The sequence below is a fragment of the Paracoccus sp. S3-43 genome (genome assembly GCF_029027965.1).
GTDB lineage: Bacteria > Pseudomonadota > Alphaproteobacteria > Rhodobacterales > Rhodobacteraceae > Paracoccus.
The window spans coordinates 954,158-974,443 of record NZ_CP119082.1; the positions used below are offsets into that span (position 1 = coordinate 954,158).

Below are 20,286 nucleotides of genomic sequence, written 5' to 3' on the forward strand. Positions count from 1 at the left end.
GGGGCTTTGCGTGCTATGCAAGTTCCGTTCTCAGGGCGGGGTGCAATTCCCCACCGGCGGTCACAGCCCGCGAGCGCCCTTCGGCAACGGAGGGGTCAGCAGATCCGGTGAAACTCCGGGGCCGACAGTTACAGTCTGGATGAAAGAGAACCGTGGCCGCGTCCTTTTCCCCAAGGCACAGCCATGGCTCGATGTCCTGGGACCATACGCAAGCTTACGTAAGGTTCCTGAAAGATGACCCACAAGACCCCCCGTATCGCCTTCATCAAGGCCCGCTGGCATTCCGATGTCGTGGACCGCGCGCATGAAGGATTCCTCGCCGAACAGCAGCGCCTGATCCCCGGCGCCGAGGTGGTGGCCTATGACGTGCCCGGCGCGTTCGAGATGCCGCTGCTGGCCAAGAAGCTGGCCCAGACCGGCACATTCGATGCTGTGGTCGCCGCCGCCCTGGTGGTCGATGGCGGCATCTATCGCCATGATTTCGTCGCCACCGCCGTCGTCACCGGGCTGATGACTGTCGGCCTGGAAACCGGCGTGCCCTGCTTCTCGGTCTCGCTGACGCCGCACAACTATCAGGAAACCGACCTGCTGACCGGCTTTTATCGCGACCATTTCGTCACGAAGGGCGCCGAGGCCGCGCAGGCGGTGCATCAGGTGCTGGAACTGGACGCCCGCATCGCCGCCGAAGGCCGCGCCGAGGTCGCCTGAGGACAGGGCGCGCGGGACCGGCCCGCGCGCCTTCCGGTCATTCCACCGTGACCGATTTCGCCAGGTTGCGCGGCTGGTCCACATCCGTGCCCTTGGCGACCGCCGTGTGATAGGCCAGATACTGCATCGGGATCGCATAGAGGATCGGCTGGAAAACCCCGCCGCCCGAGGGCATCCGCAGCACCGCCTGCGTCCCGTGGCTGGCCGAGGCCAGGCCTGCCTCGTCCGACACCAGCAGGATCGGGCCGTGGCGGGCCATCACCTCCTGCATGTTGGACACGGTCTTTTCGAACAGCGCGTCATGCGGGGCAAGCACGATCACCGGCACGTCGCGGTCGATCAGCGCGATCGGTCCGTGCTTCAGCTCGCCCGAGGCGTAACCTTCCGCGTGGATATAGCTGAGTTCCTTGAGCTTCAGCGCGCCTTCCAAGGCCACCGGATACAGCGCCCCGCGTCCCAGAAACAGCACGTCGCGGGCCTGGGACAGCCATTCCGACAGCGCGCGGCAGTCGTCCGACAGGTTCAGCACCTGCTGCATCAGCGCGGGAATGCCGCGCAAATCGGCCAGGTGGCGGTCCAGCGCGGCGTCGTCGATGCGGCCGCGGTCACGGGCGGCCTTCAGCGCCAGGATCGCCAGCACCGTCAACTGGCAGGTGAACGCCTTCGAGGACGCCACGCTGACCTCGATCCCCGCGCGGGTGGGGAGGGCGATGTCGGAATCGCGCGCGATGGCCGAGGTGCCGACATTGACCAGTCCGACGGTGCGGGCGACGTGATCCTTGGCATAGTGCAGGGCGGCCAGCGTGTCGGCCGTCTCGCCCGACTGGCTGACGGCGATGAACCAGCTTGCAGGCGACAGGGGCGGTTCGCGATAGCGGAACTCGGACGCCACGTCGATGTCGCAGGGCAGGCCCGCAAGCTGCTCGAACCAGTATTTCGCGACATGGCCCGCCAGATGCGCGGTGCCGCAGCCGACCAGGCTGATGCGGTCGACATCGCGGAAGTCCAGCCCATCGGGCAGCACGATCCGGTCGCCCTTGACGTAATGGTTCAGCACATCGCCGATCACCACCGGCTGTTCGGCGATCTCCTTGGCCATGAAGTGGCGATAGCCGCCCTTGTCGATGGCGGCCGCGCCGATGTCGATGCGGGCCTCGGGCCGGTGGGTCGGGTTGCCCTCGGCATCGAAAATCTGCACCCCGGCGCGGGTCAGGATCGCGTGGTCGCCGTCTTCCAGATAGGTGATCCGGTCGGTAAAGGGCGCCAGCGCCACGGCGTCCGATCCCAGGAACATTTCTCCGTCGCCATGGCCGATGGCCAGCGGGCTGCCCTTGCGCGCGGCGATCATCAGATCCTGTTCGCCGTCGAACAGGAAGGCCAGCGCGAAGGCCCCGCGCAGCCGGGCCAGCGTCTTGCGCGCGGCCTCGACCGGGGGCAGGCCCTGGTCCATGTAATGCGCGGTCCACAGCGCCACCGTTTCGGTGTCGGTCTGCGATTGCGGCCGGATGCCCAGGGCGGCCAGCCCGTCTCGCAAGTCGCGGAAATTCTCGATGATGCCGTTATGGACCACCGCCACCGGGCCGGACTGGTGGGGATGGGCGTTCGCCTCGGTCGCGGCGCCGTGGGTGGCCCAGCGGGTATGGCCGATGCCGATATGGCCGGGCAGGGGGTCGTGGACCAGCCGGTCGGACAGGTTCACCAGCTTGCCCACGGCGCGCCGCCGGTCCAGCCGCCCGCCGGCATCGACCGTCGCCACCCCCGCGCTGTCATAGCCGCGATATTCCAGCCGTCGCAGCGCATCGACCAGTTGCGGGGAAACCTCGTGCGATCCGAGGATGCCGATAATGCCGCACATCAGCGGGACTCCTTCTTTGCGCGCAGGGCTTTCATCAGGCGGGTGGCAAGGCCGGGCTTGTTCACTTGCCGCGCCCGGCCCAGGGCCAGGGCGCCGTCGGGCACGTCGCCGGTGATGACCGACCCCGATCCGGTCATCGCGTCATGGCCCACGCGGACCGGGGCGACCAGCATCGTGTCGCTGCCGATGAAGGCGCGGGCGCCGATTTCGGTGCGGTGCTTCATCACGCCGTCATAGTTGCAGGTGACGGTGCCCGCGCCGATATTCGTGCGCTCGCCCACATGGGCGTCGCCCAGATAGGTCAGGTGGCCGACCTTGACGCCCTCGTCCAGCACGCTGTTCTTGATTTCCACGAAATTGCCGACATGCACGTCGCCGCCCAGTTCCGCGCCGGGGCGCAGGCGGGCGAAGGGTCCGACCGTCGCGCCGGACGAGATATGGCAGCCTTCCAGATGGCAGAAGGGCAGGATCTCTGCCCCCGATTCGACCGTGACGCCGGGGCCGAAGACGACGTTCTGGCCGATCACCGTGTCGCGGCCGATCACCGTGTCCAGGGCGAACCAGACCGTCGCCGGATCGCACAGCGTCACGCCGCCTTCCAGGGCCTGGCGGCGGGCGCGGTCCTGAAAGGCGGCTTCGGCCCCGGCCAGTTCCGCGCGGGTGTTGATGCCCAGCGTCTCGGCCTCGTCGCAGGTCACGACATCGGTGCCGCGGCCTTCCGCGCGGGCCAGCGCCACCAGGTCGGTCAGGTAGTATTCGCCCGATGCGTTCTCGTTCGTCAGCCGCACGATCAGCTGCCGCAGCAAGGACGCGTCAAGCGCCATCACCCCGGAATTGCACAGCGCGATGTTGCGCGTCGCGGCGTCGGCGTCCTTGTATTCGACGATCCGTTCCAGGCCCCGGCCCGAGACGATCAACCGGCCATAGCGGCCCGGATCCTCGGCCTCGAAACCCAGCACCACCAGGTCCGAGGGGTGCGAGGCAAGGGCAGCCAGCGTGTCTTCCCCGATGAAGGGGGTGTCGCCGTAAAGGACGATCACCTTGCCCTCGAAACCCTCCAGTTCCGGCAGGGCCTGGCGGACGGCATGGCCGGTGCCCAGCTGTTCGGCTTGCAGCACGATGCGGGCGTCGGGGTCGATCTTGCCCACGGCCTTGGTCACCTGGTCGGCGCCATGGCCCGCAACCACGATCACCTGTTCGGGTTCCAGCGTCCGCGCCACCGCCAGGGCATGGCCGACCAGCGGCGCGCCGCCCAGCCGGTGCAGCACCTTGGGAAGATCCGACTGCATCCGGCTGCCCTGACCGGCCGCCAGGATCACGATCGCCACCGGCTTGTCCGCCATGCTGCCCCTCATTCGCTGTTCAAATTCCTTGCCGGGCGTTCTAATCGGGGCGGCGCGCGGGCGAAAGCCCCTGGCGTTCACCTTTGGTGTCGGATCGTTGCGGAAAGGGACAGGCAAATGGCGGGAACGGTGGTCTTCGATCTGGACGGGACGCTGGCGGATACCTCGGCCGACCTGATCGCGGCGGCGAATGCCTGCTTCGCCTCGCGCGGGATCGAGATCGCCCTGGATCCGGTGGCCGACGCGCTGACCGCCTTCCACGGCGGCCGCGCGATGCTGCGGGCCGGATACGGCCGGATCGGCGGCGACATGCTGCTGCCGCCGGGGGCCGAGGATGAGGATTATCCCCGCCTGCTGGACTATTACGGCCAGAACATCGCGGTCCACACGAGGCTGTATCCGGGGGTCGAGGATTGCCTGGACCGCTTGCAGGCCGACGGCCATATCCTGTCCGTCTGCACCAACAAGCCCGGTTCCCTGGCCGAGACCCTGCTGGAAGCCCTGGGGGTGCGCGGGCGGTTCGCGTCGATGATCGCCGCCGACACGCTGCCGGTCAGAAAGCCCGATCCGCGCCCCTATCGGGCGGCGGTCGAGCGGGCCGGGGGCAGCCTGGCGGCGTCCTTCCTGGTGGGCGACACCGAGACCGACCGCAAGACCGCCGCGGCGGCGGGCGTCAAGGTGGCCCTGGTGTCCTTCGGACCCGAGGGCGAGGCGATCTCGCGCCTGGCCCCGGATGCGCTGATCGGCCATTTCGACGAACTGCCTGATCTGGCGCGCCGGTGGCTGGACTGACCCGCCGCCGCCGGGCCGATGCGGCGAATTAATGACTTTTTAGACATATTCACGACGGCGTCCCGGCACGTTATTAACGGGTCGTTAACAAGTGTTTATGTTTGTCGGCGCCGCAGTCGGCCCGCGTCAAGCGGGCCGCAACCCTGCTTGCCGACCTGTTGTTCAGGGTATCACGATGCAGCCGCGTTGCACGGTCGATGACCAGTGCCTGTATTTCTTCCCCAGTATGGGATTTCGCCCCGCCGTCCATGTCGTCCAGCGTGACCAGTATGGGGACCGCATGGCCCTGGTCGTGGGCGACGACAGCCCGATGCAGGGCAAGGTGCCGCCGGGCTATGCCAATTACAATCTGCTGGTCGATCCCTATGCGACCCTGGGCGATGCTGTCGGCCCGGCGGTGGCGGCGCTGAGCCAGGGGGCGTCGGGCGGCGCACCCGCCATGGCCCGGACGGCGTCCTTCTGGGGCGGCGGGGGATTCTCGGGCGGGGGATTCTCGGGCGGGGGATTCTCGGCCGGGGGGTGGTCCGGCGGCGGCGGCAGCTCTGGCGGATCGACGGGCGGCGGAAATACATCGGGGCCGGAAACCGGCTATACGCCAAAGCCCGTCGAGCCGACGAAGCCCACCGACCCGGTGATCGAAGTTCCGGTGGACCCCGAAATTCCGCCGCTGACGCCCGTTCCGCTGCCCGATGCGGCACCGCTGCTGATCGCGTCGCTGCTGGCCTTTGCCCTGCTGCGCCGCCTTCGGGGATAGGGCCGCCCCCGGCAAAGGACGGCCGCGCCGATCACTCGGCCTTGTCGGCGGGCTTGGCGTTCAACTGGCCATAGTTCTGGGCGCCGATGGTGTCGAACAGCTGCAACTGGGTTTCGAGGAAGTCGATATGGCCTTCCTCGTCCTCAATCAGGTCGTCGAACAGCGACTTGGACACCTGATCGTTGATGCTGGCGCAGTATTCGCGCGCTTCCAGATACAGGGTCCGGGCATCGTGTTCCGCGGCCAGGTCGGATTCCAGCGTTTCCCGCAGCGTCTGGCCGATCCGCAGGGGATCCAGCTTTTGCAGGTTCGGATGGCCTTCCAGGAAGATGATTCGCTTGATCAGCCGGTCGGCGTGATGCATCTCTTCGATCGACTCGGCGCGCGACTTGTCGGCGATGTGGCCGAAACCCCAGTCTTCCTGCAACCGGTAATGCAGCCAGTACTGGCTGACGGCAGTCAGTTCAGACCGCAGCGCCGCGTTGAGATACTCGATAACCTTTGCGTCGCCCTTCATGGTGGGTGTCCTTTGCGCTCTCTGATTTTGCCCGCAAAATCGGCGGGGCTACGCCCAGATTATCGCAGTGACGCATGGTGTCCAGAAAGAGCGGCATACATCCGCCGCAATCGGCGCGTTTACCGAGTGCGTGATATATTTTTCCCGGTGTGATGATCGTCTGGGGATCCGCGTTCCGCATCCAGTCGATCGCTGCCTTGATCTCACGGTCCGAGATTTGCGTGCAATGGCAGACAATCATCACGTTGCTCCTGTTCAAGGGAAACATAGCGATTCTGTCGGGAATGTAAAGCTGACGTTTTGCTTGGACAGCTTGGGCTTGACCGGCAGGCGGGGCGGACGCAGAAGCGCGCGCATGAAGCTGTCCGATTTCGATTTCGACCTGCCCGCCGATCTGATCGCCACGCGCCCGGCCCGGCCGCGCAGCTCTGCCCGGCTGCTGCTGGCCGAAGGCGGGGTCATTGCCGACCGGCGGGTCGGCGACCTGCCCGGCATCCTGCGGGCGGGCGATGTGCTGGTCCTGAACGACACCAGGGTGATCCCGGCGCGGCTGACCGGCACCCGCACCCGCGCCACCCCCCAGGGCGAGGCCACGGCCCGGATCGAGGTGACGCTGCTGGAACCCGCCGCCGACGGCTGGCGCGCCCTGGCCAAGCCGCTGCGCAAGCTGCGGGTCCGAGAGGTGATCCGCTTCGGCGACGCCCTGTCGGCCGAGGTGGCCGACATCGCCGAGGGCGAGCTGACCCTGCGCTTCGATGCGACGGGCGATGCCTTCGACGCCGCCCTGTCGCAGGTGGGGGCGATGCCGCTGCCGCCCTATATCGCCGCGCTGCGGGCGCCCGACGACCAGGACCGGCAGGATTACCAGACGGTCTGGGCCGCCCGCCGCGGCGCTGTCGCCGCGCCCACCGCCAGCCTGCATTTCGACGACGCCCTGCTGGCCCAACTGGCCGCGAAGGGCGTCGAATTCGTCCATGTCACCCTGCATGTCGGCGCGGGCACCTTCCTGCCTGTCAAGGTCGAGGACGTGACCACCCACCGGATGCACGCCGAATGGGGCGAGGTCGGCGCCGATGCCGCCGCCGCGATCAACCGCGCCCGCGCCGAAGGGCGGCGGGTGATCCCGGTCGGCACCACCGCGCTGCGGCTGATCGAATCGGCCGCCGCCGCCGACGGCACCGTCCGGCCCTTCGAAGGCACGACCGACATCTTCATCTATCCCGGTTATCACTTCCGGGTGACCGATGGGCTGATGACGAATTTCCACCTGCCGAAATCGACGCTGCTGATGCTGGTCTCGGCCCTGATGGGGCAGGAACCGATCAAGGAGATCTATTCCCATGCGGTCGCTTCGGGCTATCGCTTCTTCAGCTATGGCGATGCGTCGCTGTTGATTCCCTAGGTGTTTGATCCCACGGTTTGATGGTGCGATCCTTTCTCAGGGATGGAGGGAAGCATTATGGGCCAGGTTCGTCACGGGAGCGCCACGACCACGCACGCCGTCAGAGCTGCAATACAACGATCGCAAGCTTCGCTCGCGACGCTGAGCCGGGAGCTCGGCATTAACCCCAAGACAGTGGCGAAGTGGCGCAAGCGAGCGACGGTCGATGATCTCAAGACAGGGCCGAAGGAGCCACGCTCCACGGTTTTGACAGAAGCCGAGGAGGCGGCCATCGTCGCGTTCAGGCTGCACACGCTTTTGCCGCTGGACGACTGCCTCTATGCCCTGCAGCCATCAATTCCACACCTGACACGCTCAGCGCTGCATCGGTGCCTTCAGCGCCACGGCATCTCTCGACTGCCCGACGTGGAAGGCGACAAGCCGAAACGGTCGAAGTTCAAGCGCTACCCTATCGGCTTCTTTCATATCGACATCGCCGAGGTGCAGACTGCTGAAGGCAAGCTTTACCTGTTCGTCGGCATTGACCGCACGAGCAAGTTTGCCGTGACCCAGCTCGTCGACAAGGCGGACAGGAAGACAGCTTGGGAGTTCCTGCAGCACATGCTCGAAGCCGTGCCCTATCAGGTCCATACCATCCTCACCGACAACGGTATTCAGTTCGCCGAGCAGCCTCGGAACCGGAACACCATCTATTCCAGACCTATGCGCTTTGACATGATCTGCGAGGCCAACGGCATTGAGCACCGCCTGACGAAGCCCAACCACCCGTGGACCAACGGTCAGGTCGAGCGGATGAACCGCACGATCAAGGACGCCACCGTCAAACGCTTTCACTACACCAGCCACGACGAGCTCCGCACGCATCTCGCCGACTTCATGGCAGCCTACAACTTCGCGCGTAGGCTCAAGACCCTCGGCGGCCTCACGCCCTACGAATACATCTGCAAGATCTGGACATCAGAGCCAGACAGATTCATCCTAAACCCGATCCACCAGATGCCGGGACTGAACACCTAGGGTCGCTTTCCGGGTAGCCTGCCGGCGACGGATGGGCCACAGAAGGGCGCATTCCGTTCCCCAAGTCCGAGACGACCCATGCTTTCCGTGCTGCGAACCACATGGCCGCTGTTCCTGGGCATCCTGCTGCTGATGGTCGGCAACGGGATGCAGGGCACGCTGCTGGGCATCCGCGGCGCGCTGGAGGGGATCCCGACCTTGCAGATGTCGGTGGTCATGTCGGGCTATTTCGCGGGCTTCCTGCTGGGCAGCCTGACGGTGCCGGGCCTGATCAAGAACGTCGGCCATGTCCGGGTCTTCGCCGCCCTGGGGTCGATGATCTCATCGGTGCTGGTGCTGTATTCGGTCGAGGCGAACTGGATCTGGTGGACGCTGCTGCGCTGCGTGATCGGGTTCTGCTTCTGCGGCGTCTACATCACGTCGGAAAGCTGGCTGAACACGCGGTCCACCAACGAAAACCGGGGCCAGACGCTGTCGGCCTATATGATCGTGCAACTGCTGGGGATCGTGGCCGCGCAGGCGCTGCTGAACACCAGCGATCCGGGCGGATACACGCTGTTCATCATCGCGTCCGTGCTGGTGTCCTTCGCCTTCATGCCGATCCTGCTGTCGGCCCGGCCCGCGCCGCAGTTCCAGACCATCAAGCGCATGTCCTTCGGCCAGCTTTACCGCGCCTCGCCGCTGGGCTGCGTGGGCATCTTCCTGATGGGCGGGGTGTTTGCGGTGCTGTCGGGCATGTCCTCGGTCTGGGGGGCGGTGATCGGACTGTCGGTGGCCGAAATCTCGGTCTTCGTCGCGGCCAGCTATGCGGGCGGGCTGGTGCTGCAATATCCCATCGGCTGGATTTCCGACCGATACGACCGGCGCAAGCTGGTGCTGATCCTGGCGGCGGCGGGCGCGGTGACGGGCGTCGTGGTCGTTGCGGCCCAGCCCGGCACGCTGGGGCTGGTGATCGCGGGGGCGCTGATGGGCGGCATCGCCAATCCGATCTATGCGCTGCTGCTGGCCTATACCAACGACTATCTGGACCACTCGGACATGGCGGCGGCCTCGGCCGGGCTGCTGTTCATCTATGGCATCGGGTCCATGGGCGGGCCGGTCATCACCGGCTGGCTGATGGAGGTTCTGGGTCCGGACGGCTTCTGGGTCTATATGGCGGTGCTGCTGGCGATGCTGACCCTCTATGCCGGGTGGCGGACCACGCGCCGCCGGGCCCTGACGCCCGAGGAACAGGGCAACTTTGCCGTCATCACCCCGAACGCCACCACCATCGCGGTCGAGGCCGCCCTGGACGAGAAGCAGTCAAACCCGTCTTAAGCGGCCTTCTTGTCCGTCCGCCGGGAATGGTTTAACGCTGAACTATCGTGACCAGACGGGGGAGCCTATGGCCCAGAATTTCGACATGGTGGTGATCGGCGCCGGTCCGGGCGGCTATGTCGCCGCGATCCGGGGCGCCCAGCTGGGCCTGAACGTCGCCTGTATCGAGCGGGAACACTTGGGCGGCATCTGCCTCAACTGGGGCTGCATCCCCACCAAGGCGCTGCTGCGGTCGGCCGAGGTGTTCCACCTGATGCACCGCGCCAAGGATTTCGGGCTGTCGGCCGAAGGTATCGGTTTCGATCTGGAAAAGGTCGTGGCCCGGTCGCGCGGGGTCGCCAAGCAACTGACCGGCGGCATCGGCCATCTGTTCAAGAAGAACAAGGTCACCACCATCATGGGCGAGGCGCGGCTGGTGGCCCCCGGCAAGGTCAGCGTCAAGACCGACAAGGGGACCGAGGAGATCACCGCCAGGAACATCGTCCTGGCGACCGGCGCGCGGGCGCGCGAACTGCCGGGGCTGGAGCCGGATGGCAAGCTGGTCTGGAACTACAAGCACGCGCTGATGCCGCCGCATATGCCCAAGAAGCTGCTGGTCATCGGATCGGGCGCCATCGGCATCGAATTCGCGAGCTTCTTCAACACCCTGGGCGCCGACACCACGGTGGTCGAGGTGATGGACCGCGTGCTGCCGGTCGAGGATGCGGAAATCAGCGCCTTCGCCAAGAAGCAGTTCGTCAAGCAGGGCATGACGATCCTGGAAAAGGCCACGGTCAGGAAGCTGGATCGCAAGGGGGCGACCGTCACGGCCCATATCGAAACCGGCGGCAAGACCGAGACGCAGGATTTCGACACGGTGATTTCCGCCGTCGGTATCGTCGGCAATGTGGAAAACCTGGGACTTGAAGATCTGGGCGTCAAGGTGGACCGCACCCATGTCGTGACCGACGAATACTGCCGCACCGGGGTGCCGGGCCTCTATGCCATTGGCGACGTGGCGGGCGCGCCCTGGCTGGCGCACAAGGCCAGCCACGAGGGCGTGATGGTCGCCGAACTGATCGCGGGCGGGCATCCGCATCCGGTCAAGCCCGGCAGCATCGCGGGCTGCACCTATTGCCACCCGCAGGTCGCATCGGTCGGGTTGACCGAGGCCAAGGCCAAGGAACTGGGACACGACATCAAGGTCGGCCGCTTCCCCTTTGTCGGCAACGGCAAGGCCATCGCGCTTGGCGAACCCGAAGGGCTGATCAAGACCGTCTTCGACGCCAGGACCGGCGAATTGCTGGGCGCCCATATGGTCGGGGCCGAGGTGACGGAACTGATCCAGGGCTATGTCATCGGCCGCCAGCTTGAGACGACCGAGCAGGATCTGATGGAGACGGTGTTCCCGCACCCGACGCTTTCGGAAATGATGCACGAGGCGGTTCTGGACGCTTACGGCCGGGCGATCCATTTCTGACAGCCGTTGCACGGGCGCGGGCTGCATCCATGCCCGGATGACCGCCCCGAGTGACGACCCGAGTGACGACCCGAACCGCCGCGCCCCGTCGCGGCGGTTTTGTCATGCGATGCCCAGATCCGCGGGCCTCAGCCGGAAGGCCGCGCCGAAGCCCGCGTTCAGGAAACCCGATTGCGGCGCCAGCCGCCAGAACCGGAAATCGGGCAGGTCGATGAACGCCGCCGCCTTGGGATGCGCGTCCAGCCAGCGGTCGCGCAGACCGGCGGTATCGTCGATCACCAGGGCCGTCACCTGCAAGGACAGGCGCGGCCTGGTCATCGGATCGCCCTTGTCCCCCGGCGTTTCCACCAGCAGCGCCGCGCGCGGATCGGCGGCGAGCGCCCGGCTGTGGACCGCCAGCCCCGACAGCAGCGCGACCGGTGCGCCGGAGGGGTCGATCTGGCAGGCGATCCTGGACAGATGCGGATGGCCCGTGGCGGCGTCGTTCACCGCCAGCACGGCATGGCGCATCGCGGCCAGCGTCCGCCGCGCCTTATCGCGGGCATCGTCGGTGGTCCTGCGGATGGGATCCTTGGTCATGGCCGGACGCTGGCGCGGCGCGGGCGGATTTGCAAGGCTTGTGAATTATTTACAAATTCGGGAAGAATTCGTCAATAAATTTACGAAGTCATTGTTTTAACAAAAATATTTACCGGACTCCGTATGATGTGATTAACTGATCGGGGGAGCGCGCCACAGCCTGCCGCCTTCGGGTCGACATGCCCCAAGACGCGGCGGCGCGGACGTAGGACAAGGGGAACGCATGACCATTGAAGCGATTGAAAAGCATCCTGTTCCTGCGGGTTTCGGGGGGGCGCATGTTGGGCCTGGGGATTACGCGCGGCTGTATGCCGAATCGATCGCGGACCCCGAATCGTTCTGGCGGCGCGAGGGGCTGCGGCTGGACTGGATCGCGCCCTATGGCCGGGTCAAGAACACCGATTTCACCCTGGGCCGGGTCTCGATCCGGTGGTTCGAGGACGGCGTGCTGAACGCCTCGGTCAACTGCATCGACCGCCACCTGCCGGCGCGCGCCGACCAGACCGCGATCATCTTCGAGCCCGACGATCCCGCCACCCCCGCCCGGCACATCACCTATGCCCAGCTGTCGGACAAGGTGAACCGCTTCGCCAACGTGCTGCTGTCCCAGGGGGTGATGCGCGGCGACCGGGTGGTGATCTATCTGCCGATGATCCCCGAGGCGGCCTATGCGATGCTGGCCTGCGCGCGGATCGGGGCGATCCATTCGATCGTCTTCGCGGGCTTTTCCCCCGACGCGCTGGCCAACCGCATCAACGACTGCGGCGCCAAGCTGGTGATCACCGCCGACACCGCGCCGCGCGGCGGGCGGCGCACCAACCTGAAATCGAACACCGACGCGGCGCTTCTGCACTGCTCGGACCGGGTGCGCTGCCTGGTCGTCAAGCATACCGGCGACCAGACCACCTGGATCCAGGGCCGCGACGTGGACGTGCGCGCGCTGATGGAGACCGCCAGCCCCGACTGCCCGCCGCGCCCGATGGGGGCCGAGGATCCGCTGTTCATCCTCTATACGTCCGGCTCGACCGGCAAGCCGAAGGGGGTGGTGCACACCACCGGCGGCTATCTGGTCTATGCCGCGATGACGCATCAATACACCTTCGACCATCACGACGGCGACGTGTTCTGGTGCACGGCGGACGTGGGCTGGGTCACGGGCCACAGCTATATCGTCTATGGGCCCTTGGCCAATGGCGCCACCACGGTGATGTTCGAGGGCGTGCCGACCTGGCCCGACGCCGGCCGCTTCTGGGAGGTCTGCGCCAAGCACCGGGTGACGCAGTTCTATACCGCGCCGACCGCGATCCGGTCGCTGATGGCCAAGGGCACCGATCCGATCCAGGGCCACGACCTGTCCAGCCTGCGCATCCTGGGCACGGTGGGCGAGCCGATCAACCCCGAGGCCTGGCACTGGTACAACGACAATATCGGCAAGGGCCGCTGCCCGATCGTCGACACCTGGTGGCAGACCGAGACCGGCGGCCACCTGATCACGCCCTTGCCCGGCGCCACCGAAACCAAGCCCGGCTCGGCCACGCTGCCCTTCTTCGGCGTCAGGCCCGCGGTGCTGGACGCCCAGACCGGCGCGGTCCAGGAGGGCGACCCGGCCGAGGGGGTGCTGTGCATCGCCGACAGCTGGCCCGGCCAGATGCGCACGCTGTGGGGCGATCATCAGCGCTTCGAAGAGGCGTATTTCCAGCAATATCCGGGTTATTACTTCACCGGCGACGGCTGCCGGCGCGACGAGGACGGCTATTACTGGATCACCGGGCGGGTCGATGACGTGATCAACGTGTCGGGCCACCGGATGGGCACGGCCGAGGTCGAATCGGCCCTGGTCGCGCATGAGAAGGTCGCCGAGGCGGCGGTGGTGGGCTATCCGCATCCGCTGAAGGGGCAGGGCATCTATGCCTATGTGACGCTGATGAACGGGGTGGAACCCAGCGACGCGCTGCGCGCCGAGCTTGAGAAATGGGTGCGCACCGAGATCGGCCCGATCGCCAAGCCCGACCTGATCCAATGGGCGCCGGGGATGCCCAAGACCCGTTCCGGCAAGATCATGCGCCGCATCCTGCGCAAGATCGCCGAAAACGACTACGCCACCCTGGGCGACATCTCGACCCTCGCCGAACCGGAGGTCGTCGACGACCTCATCCAGAACAGAATGAACAAAGGGTGAGGCAAGGGGGGGCTTTCCCCGCAAGGATGAGAAGGCGGCCTCCGGGGGGAGGACCGGGTGCCGCCAGACCTGCCGGACGACCGATCCCAGACACGCGCCCTGGCCCCGCCGGGGACGGGACCGAAGAAGGATTGTCCGTCAAACCCGAAGCCGGAGGCAGGCCGGCTCAACAGGAGGAGGACTGATGGCTTATGCATCGCCCGACGCGACGACCCGTTCGCGTCCCATGACATCCGAGGAAAAGAAGGTCATCCTGGCCTCGTCCGCGGGCACGATCTTCGAATGGTACGACTTCTATCTCTATGGCTCGCTGGCCTCGATCATCGGCGCGCAGTTCTTCACGGCCTTCCCGGAATCGACGCGGAACGTCTTTGCGCTGCTGGCCTTCGCGGCGGGCTTCCTGGTGCGGCCCTTCGGCGCGCTTGTCTTCGGCGCCCTGGGCGACCTGATCGGGCGGAAATACACCTTCCTGACCACCATCCTGATCATGGGCCTGTCGACCTTCCTGGTCGGCCTGCTGCCCGGCTATGCGTCCTGGGGCATCGCGGCGCCGATCATTCTGATCGCGTTGCGGATGTTGCAGGGCCTGGCGCTTGGCGGGGAATACGGAGGCGCGGCGGTCTATGTGGCCGAACACGCGCCGCAGGGACGGCGCGGCTATTTCACCGCCTTCATCCAGACCACGGCGACGCTGGGGCTGCTGCTGTCGCTGGTGGTGATCCTGCTGGTCACGTCCTATGTGAACGCCAACTATCCCGCCGTGCCGCAGCTTGGCCTTGACGGCCAGCCGCTGCTGGATCCGACCGGCGCGCAGGTCATGCTGGATCCGTTCAAGGCCTGGGGCTGGCGGATTCCGTTCCTGGCGTCGATCTTCCTGCTGCTGATCTCGCTCTATATCCGCTTGCAGATGAACGAATCCCCGGCCTTCAAGAAGATGAAGGAAGAGGGCGCGCAGTCCAAGGCGCCGCTGAGGGAAGCCTTCGGCAACTGGCGCAACGGCAAGATCGCCCTGATCGCGCTGTTCGGCCTGACCGCCGGACAGGCCGTGGTCTGGTATTCGGGACAGTTCTACGCGCTGTTCTTCATCCAGAACGTCGTCAAGGTCGACCAGTTCAGCGCCAACGTCTTCGTCGCCTGGTCGCTGATCCTGGGCACGGCGGGCTTCATCTTCTTCGGTTCGCTGTCGGACCGCATCGGCCGCAAGCCGATCATCCTGGGCGGCTGCGCCCTGGCCGCGATCACCTATATGTGGGTGTTCCCGCTGCTGACCAGCGTCGCCAACCCGGCGCTGCACGCGGCCCAGCAGATCCCCGTGACGGTGACGGCCGCGCCCGAGGACTGCTCGTTCCAGTTCAACCCGGTCGGCACCGCGCAGTTCAACAACAGCTGCGACATCGTCAAGGCGACCCTGTCGAAATCCTCGGTCAATTCGGAAACCGTGGATGCGCCTGCGGGCACCGTGGCCTCGGTCCAGGTGGGCGATACGGTGGTGCAGTCCTATGACGCGAACGCCCTGACCGGCGAGGCGCTGGCGGCCGAGAAGGCGCGCTTCACGGCGGAAATCAACGCCGCGCTGACGGCGGCGGGCTATCCGCTGGTCGCGACCGACAACGCCACCGTGGCCAAGACCGACCACTTCTTCGACATCTTCAACGCCCAGAACCTCAAGATCGTGCTGATCCTGACCTATCTGATCGTGCTGGTGACGATGGTCTATGGCCCCATCGCCGCGCAACTGGTCGAGCTGTATCCGACCCGGATCCGTTATTCCGGCCTGTCGCTGCCCTATCACATCGGCAACGGCTGGTTCGGGGGGCTGCTGCCCGCGACGGCCTTCGCGATCTCGGCCCAGACCGGCAACATCTATGCGGGGCTGTGGTATGCGATCGTGATCGCGGTGATGACGGTGATCGTCGGCGCGCTGTTCGTGCCGGGCGACAGCCACAGGAAGAACATCTTCGCCGACGACGGCGTCTGAACCGCTGGCCGGGCCGGGGCTGTTCCCCGGCCCGGCCGCCCCCCTGTTCGTTCAGGAAGGCCCGGCCCATGGCGCGCATTTTGGTTGTCGAGACCTGCGCGCCCAGATGACGCGGCTGCTGGAGTGATCCTCAGCCCTGCCGCCGTCGCCACAGCGCCCAAAGGCCCAGCCCGATGGCAAGATAGGCCGCGTTCACCAGAAGCCCGCCCAGGATCTGCGTGGGCATCGGTTCTGGCCGGGGCGAGGCGCCGGTCGCCGGAATGATCACCGCCACGAACAGCGCCCCGGCGGCCAGCGGCGGCAGCATCCCGGTGATCGGGCGGTTGCGCAGCGTCGTCAGCAACAGCGCCGCCAGCAGGCCGATCCGAAACACATCCCCCGCCTGCGCGGCCAGCAAATCACCCATGACCTGTTCCTTCGTCTTTTCCGCAGCCTAGCCCGTGGGGCGGGACGGCGTCTATAACGGGATTTCGGGCTGGTCGGGGTCGATGGGAACGGCTGGGGTTTCGGGATCGCCCGGTTCGCGCGGCGATTCCCCCAGGGGCGGTGGCGGGGGCGCGTCGGCGCGGCGGCGGATCAGGATGTCGCCGTTCTCCAGCCGCTGAGGCGCCTGGTAATTGCCCAGGTCGTCGACCAGGACCGCCAGATCCCGCAGCACCGGACCCAGGTCGGTCAGGGCCTTGCCCATGCCGTCGCCCAGGTGGTCCAGTTGCGGGCCGAACTCGGTCCACAGGTTGTCGGCGATGATGCCAAGGCCGCGTTCGACCAGGCCGAACCCGTCCTCGGTCGCGGTTTGCGCGGCTGCGGGGACGGGCGCGGCCAGCAGTCCCAGGATCAGAAGCCGGTGCATGATCACCCCCGCGGGTTTCCTGAACGGTCGGTGCGGATGCTAAGCCCGCACCGGCCCCCTGTCGAGCGGCGCAACGAAAAAGGGCTGGCCCAAGGCCAGCCCTTTATATCCGACAGAACCCGGGTTCCGTACAGAATTCTTATTCCGTAGCGGGGGTGGTGTCGTCGTCGTCATCGTCGTCCGAAGCAACGGCGGCGATGACGCCCAGCAGCAGCAGGGCCGGGACGACCAGGCCAGCGTTGGTCGAGGCGGGACGCTCTTCCACGACGACGGGCTCGACGTCCACGACGGGGGCGACATAGCCACCGGCCAGAGCCGAGGTTGCGGTCAGGCCGAGAGCGGCAGCGAAGGTAGCGAATTTGGTCATGATCATGCTCCGTTTCGTTGAAAGCTGCCGTCACCGGCAACATCGAGGCGACAGTTACACAATCCCCAGACGTTTGAAAGCAGCATTGGTTCAAATCCGTCGCTGGGTCATGCCCACTGTTGCATATTGGCCAACACCCTGGCCTGGCCTTGGTTCCAGACGGCGGACGGCCCCGGCCGGGGTGTTGCAATCCCGCACTAAGCGCGGCGAAGCGCTTGGGAAATCATGAAGATTCCGGCGACGCAGCCATGATCGAGGGGCCTGCCGGAGTGTCCAGCCGCAGGCCGGCCCAAAGCCCTGCCATGACCGCCGCCGCCGCGATCAGTATGGCATTGCCGACCATTCTTTCGGGACTGCGCGACAATCCGCGGGCCGTCGCCGTGGGAACGACCGGCATGGCCGAAATCAGCAGCGATCCGACCAGGCGAATCGACAGGGCCGCTGCAATCGCAAGGGCAATGGAGAGCCTGCCCAGCATCCTGTGCATTGCCTGCCCGCGCGACACCAGGGCGCAAATCGCCCCCACGATCGCCAAGGCGACCAGCAGCGTCCCGGCATGATCTCGCCCGAGGCGATGCGGAAATCGACGCCGTGCAGCACCGTCCTTGTGCCCGCCGTGATGCCGGATGGTCAGGCCCTGGGTCTGGGATCAGGCGGTCATCCCCCGGTTCCGGCGCAGGCGGGGCACAGGCCCAAAGCCTCGATCGTGACGCGTTCGACCTGGAAGCCGCTTTCCGCCGCAAGATCGGACAGGGCGTCGCGGACGGGGGCGGCGGGCAGTTCGGCCAGCATGTCGCAGGACCGGCAGATCAGGAAGGCGGGCGCGTGATCGTGGCCCGGATGCAGGCAGGCGGCAAAGGCGTTCAGCCGTTGCAGGCGATGGGCCAGCCCGTGTTCGACCAGGAACTCCAGGGCGCGATAGGCCACCGGCGGCTGGCGGCCGAAGCCTTCGGCGGCCAGCCGGTCCAGCACCTCGTATGCGCCCATGGCGCGATGCGATTCCAGCAGGATTTCCAGCGTGCGCCGCCGCACCGGCGTCAGCCGCGCACCGTTTTCCGCAAGCCGGTCGCGGGCCTGGTCCAAGGCGCGCGCCTCGCAGGCGTGGTGGTCATGGGGCGCGAAGGCCGGGGCCGAGGAGGCAGGTTGATCGGACATTGGGTTATCTTATCACGTTCGACTGACTTGTGATCATATAAGATGCGAGGCCGCAGCCCTGCAAGAAATCACCCAGGCGGCGGCGCCCTGCTCGTTCCCCGGTCCGCATGGGGGACGAACCGGCGCCCGAGTTGGGATGCCGTGGGCGGCGAATAGGCGGTCCTTTGCACAGGCAAATGATTTCCGACTCTTTTACTTTGACAATCCAGATCAAACTTGTCAGATTTTCCGCAACGCAAGGCTAAACCCCAAGAGGCTGATCATGACCGCAGCGCGTCCCGCAGATTTCCAGCAACCGGCAACCAGCGTTCTGGCGCGCATCCCGCAGCATGACGCCACCACGCTGACGCGGGGCGGCAACCAGGCCCTGATCGTCCTGGACGAGCAGATCTATCAACTGCGCATCACGCGCGCCGGCAAGCTGATCCTGACGAAGTAATCCCTCCTTCACATCTGGATCATCCCTGGCGCGCGGCCCAGGGCAGGCGGCGGATCACCCGCGCGGCTTGTTCCTGGGGCCACCGCCCGGTTTGCCGTCCGGCCGCCCCTGCGGCTTGCCGGTGAACCGGGCGCCCTGACCGCCGCCCGCACCGCCCCGCGCCGGTTTCGGACCGCCCGGCTTGCCGAACGATTTGCGGTCGCCGCCCGGCTTGCCTTCGCCACGCGGCGCATCGCCCCGAGGCCTGAAGCCCCGGTCGCCCCCCGGCTTTCCGTCCCCGCGCGGCTTGAAGCCACGTTCGCCGGGCTTGCCATCCCCCCTTGGTTTGAACCCGCGTTCGCCCTCGGGCCGGTCGCCGCGCGCCTGGAAGGCAGGCTTCGCCCCCTCGCCCCCGGCCCCCGGCTTGCCGTGGCGCGGCCGGTCGCCCGCCGCGTCGCGATCCGCCCCCGGCTTGCCGGACCAGGGCCGGGCGGGACGGTCGCCGTTGCCTTGCGGGCGCTTGCCCCGGAACCCCGGCCGGTCGCCGCCCTCGTCCGAACCGGGACGGGGCTTGCCCGACCAGGGCCGCGCCGGGCGGTCCGAATCGTCGCGCGGACCGGCGGGCTTGCGGGCAAAGCGGCTGCCGCCCTCGGCATCGGCGCGGAACACCCGGCGCGGGGCGTCGCCGTCGTCGCGGCGCGGCTTGCGGGGGCCTTCAGCGCCGCGCGGGCGCATGTCGCGGTCCTTGGGGGCGGTCTCCCGGCCGGTCAGCAGCCCGCCAAGCTGGTCGCGCAGGACGCGCTTCTTGATCTCGACCACCTCGTTCTTTTCCATTCCGGTCAGCTTGAAGGGACCATAGCCGATGCGGATCAGCCGGTTCACCTGCAAGCCCACATGCGCCATCGCGCGGCGGATTTCACGGTTCTTGCCCTCGCGGATGCCGACCGTCAGCCAGGCATTCGCGCCCTGCTGGCTGTCCAGCTTGATCTCCATCGGGGCGAATTCCTCTCCCTCGATGGTGGCGCCGCGGCGCAGGGGGGCGAAGGTCATGTCGCTGGGCGTGCCGTTCACCCGCACCCGGTATCGGCGCAGCCAGCCGGTCGAGGGCAGTTCCAGCCGCCGCTTCAGCTCTCCGTCATTGGTCAGCAGCAGCAGACCTTCGGATGTCAGGTCCAGCCGCCCGATGGTCATCACGCGCGGCAGATCGCGGGGCAGGGCGTCGAACACCGTCTGGCGGCCCTTTTCATCGGATTCGGTCGTGACCAGGCCCAGCGGCTTGTAATACAGCCACAGCCGGGTTTCCTGCGGTTCGTCCAGCGTCTTGCCGTCCACGGTGATGCGGTCGCTGGGCAGCACGTCAAGCGCCGGGCTGTCGATCTTTTTCCCGTTCACCGTCACCCGGCCCTCCAGGATCATCCGTTCCGCGTCGCGGCGGCTGGCGACGCCGGCGCGGGCCATCACCTTGGCGATGCGGTCGGAGGGCGCGGTCGGGGAGGGGGACTGGGACGGGGCGGGGGTCAAGCTGTCGTCGGTCATGGCGATCTTCTCCTGCGCATCGCTGCGGTGGCAAAGCGGCGCTTCTAGCGGAAGCGGCGC

At 66.8% G+C, this 20,286-nt stretch carries 21 protein-coding genes and 1 riboswitch; of the genes, 10 read left to right on the top strand and 11 right to left on the bottom strand.

Annotated elements, in window-relative coordinates; genetic code table 11:
* Positions 1-22 precede the first annotated feature (22 nt).
* Positions 23-155, top strand: a riboswitch (FMN riboswitch).
* Between the two features lie 79 nt (positions 156-234).
* Positions 235-708 (top strand): 6,7-dimethyl-8-ribityllumazine synthase, encoded by a 474-nt coding sequence (locus PXD02_RS04900; RefSeq protein ID WP_275105799.1) that lies wholly within the window; start codon positions 235-237, stop codon positions 706-708.
* Between the two features lie 37 nt (positions 709-745).
* Here PXD02_RS04900 and glmS read toward each other — a convergent pair whose 3' ends face one another.
* Together glmS and glmU are read right to left on the bottom strand one after the other, a co-directional pair.
* Positions 746-2,563 carry a glutamine--fructose-6-phosphate transaminase (isomerizing) gene (gene glmS / locus PXD02_RS04905; RefSeq protein WP_275105800.1) on the bottom strand — a complete coding sequence of 606 codons (1,818 nt, stop codon included), beginning with the start codon at positions 2,561-2,563 and terminating at the stop codon, positions 746-748.
* A complete protein-coding gene (glmU, locus tag PXD02_RS04910) occupies positions 2,563-3,906 on the bottom strand; it encodes a bifunctional UDP-N-acetylglucosamine diphosphorylase/glucosamine-1-phosphate N-acetyltransferase GlmU (RefSeq protein WP_275106360.1) in 1,344 nt (447 codons plus the stop codon). The genes glmS and glmU overlap by 1 nt, the downstream gene beginning before the upstream one ends.
* 117 nt (positions 3,907-4,023) lie before the next feature.
* Here glmU and PXD02_RS04915 point away from each other — a divergent pair, with 117 nt between their 5' ends.
* Positions 4,024-4,698 carry an HAD hydrolase-like protein gene (locus PXD02_RS04915; RefSeq protein ID WP_275105801.1) on the top strand — a complete coding sequence of 225 codons (675 nt, stop codon included), beginning with the start codon at positions 4,024-4,026 and terminating at the stop codon, positions 4,696-4,698.
* Positions 4,699-4,873: 175 nt separating this feature from the next.
* A complete protein-coding gene (locus PXD02_RS04920) occupies positions 4,874-5,452 on the top strand; it encodes a hypothetical protein (RefSeq protein WP_275105802.1) in 579 nt (192 codons plus the stop codon).
* A gap of 31 nt (positions 5,453-5,483) precedes the next feature.
* Here PXD02_RS04920 and bfr read toward each other — a convergent pair whose 3' ends face one another.
* On the bottom strand, positions 5,484-5,969 hold the full coding sequence (gene bfr, locus PXD02_RS04925; protein WP_275105803.1) for a bacterioferritin: 486 nt from the start codon (positions 5,967-5,969) through the stop codon (positions 5,484-5,486).
* A complete protein-coding gene (locus tag PXD02_RS04930; protein ID WP_275105804.1) occupies positions 5,917-6,210 on the bottom strand; it encodes a (2Fe-2S)-binding protein in 294 nt (97 codons plus the stop codon). The genes bfr and PXD02_RS04930 overlap by 53 nt, the downstream gene beginning before the upstream one ends.
* A 114-nt stretch (positions 6,211-6,324) precedes the next feature.
* Here PXD02_RS04930 and queA point away from each other — a divergent pair, with 114 nt between their 5' ends.
* From queA to lpdA, 4 genes are all read left to right on the top strand, one after another.
* Positions 6,325-7,371: a tRNA preQ1(34) S-adenosylmethionine ribosyltransferase-isomerase QueA gene (gene queA / locus PXD02_RS04935; protein ID WP_275105805.1), complete on the top strand. Its 1,047-nt coding sequence runs from the start codon at positions 6,325-6,327 to the stop codon at positions 7,369-7,371.
* A gap of 57 nt (positions 7,372-7,428) precedes the next feature.
* On the top strand, positions 7,429-8,388 hold the full coding sequence (locus tag PXD02_RS04940) for an IS481 family transposase (RefSeq protein WP_275103905.1): 960 nt from the start codon (positions 7,429-7,431) through the stop codon (positions 8,386-8,388).
* Between the two features lie 78 nt (positions 8,389-8,466).
* Positions 8,467-9,705: an MFS transporter gene (locus tag PXD02_RS04945; RefSeq protein WP_275105806.1), complete on the top strand. Its 1,239-nt coding sequence runs from the start codon at positions 8,467-8,469 to the stop codon at positions 9,703-9,705.
* 67 nt (positions 9,706-9,772) lie between these two features.
* Complete coding sequence (gene lpdA / locus PXD02_RS04950) at positions 9,773-11,164, top strand: dihydrolipoyl dehydrogenase (RefSeq protein WP_275105807.1); 1,392 nt, start codon at positions 9,773-9,775, stop codon at positions 11,162-11,164.
* Positions 11,165-11,266: 102 nt separating this feature from the next.
* Here lpdA and PXD02_RS04955 read toward each other — a convergent pair whose 3' ends face one another.
* The gene (locus PXD02_RS04955; RefSeq protein WP_275105808.1) at positions 11,267-11,743 is read right to left on the bottom strand and encodes a HugZ family pyridoxamine 5'-phosphate oxidase; all 477 of its coding nucleotides are present in this window, start codon (positions 11,741-11,743) and stop codon (positions 11,267-11,269) included.
* 223 nt (positions 11,744-11,966) lie between these two features.
* Here PXD02_RS04955 and acs point away from each other — a divergent pair, with 223 nt between their 5' ends.
* Entirely contained in the window at positions 11,967-13,922 is a 1,956-nt protein-coding gene (acs, locus tag PXD02_RS04960) for an acetate--CoA ligase (protein WP_275105809.1), read from the top strand.
* Between the two features lie 184 nt (positions 13,923-14,106).
* The gene (locus PXD02_RS04965; RefSeq protein WP_275105810.1) at positions 14,107-15,900 is read left to right on the top strand and encodes an MFS transporter; all 1,794 of its coding nucleotides are present in this window, start codon (positions 14,107-14,109) and stop codon (positions 15,898-15,900) included.
* Positions 15,901-16,030: 130 nt separating this feature from the next.
* On the opposite strand, the gene PXD02_RS04970 is transcribed toward PXD02_RS04965, so the two are convergent.
* From PXD02_RS04970 to PXD02_RS04990, 5 genes are all read right to left on the bottom strand, one after another.
* Positions 16,031-16,306 (bottom strand): hypothetical protein, encoded by a 276-nt coding sequence (locus tag PXD02_RS04970; protein WP_275105811.1) that lies wholly within the window; start codon positions 16,304-16,306, stop codon positions 16,031-16,033.
* A gap of 51 nt (positions 16,307-16,357) precedes the next feature.
* Entirely contained in the window at positions 16,358-16,750 is a 393-nt protein-coding gene (locus PXD02_RS04975) for a hypothetical protein (protein WP_275105812.1), read from the bottom strand.
* 139 nt (positions 16,751-16,889) lie between these two features.
* Positions 16,890-17,117: a hypothetical protein gene (locus PXD02_RS04980; RefSeq protein ID WP_275105813.1), complete on the bottom strand. Its 228-nt coding sequence runs from the start codon at positions 17,115-17,117 to the stop codon at positions 16,890-16,892.
* A gap of 223 nt (positions 17,118-17,340) precedes the next feature.
* A complete protein-coding gene (locus tag PXD02_RS04985) occupies positions 17,341-17,604 on the bottom strand; it encodes a metal ABC transporter permease (RefSeq protein ID WP_342759887.1) in 264 nt (87 codons plus the stop codon).
* 170 nt (positions 17,605-17,774) lie between these two features.
* Positions 17,775-18,272 (bottom strand): Fur family transcriptional regulator, encoded by a 498-nt coding sequence (locus PXD02_RS04990; RefSeq protein WP_275105815.1) that lies wholly within the window; start codon positions 18,270-18,272, stop codon positions 17,775-17,777.
* Between the two features lie 262 nt (positions 18,273-18,534).
* Here PXD02_RS04990 and hemP point away from each other — a divergent pair, with 262 nt between their 5' ends.
* Positions 18,535-18,711, top strand: a complete 177-nt coding sequence (hemP, locus tag PXD02_RS04995) for a hemin uptake protein HemP (protein WP_126155773.1) — start codon at positions 18,535-18,537, stop codon at positions 18,709-18,711.
* Positions 18,712-18,765: 54 nt separating this feature from the next.
* On the opposite strand, the gene PXD02_RS05000 is transcribed toward hemP, so the two are convergent.
* Positions 18,766-20,226: a pseudouridine synthase gene (locus PXD02_RS05000; protein WP_275105816.1), complete on the bottom strand. Its 1,461-nt coding sequence runs from the start codon at positions 20,224-20,226 to the stop codon at positions 18,766-18,768.
* Between the last annotated feature and the right edge of the window lie 60 nt (positions 20,227-20,286).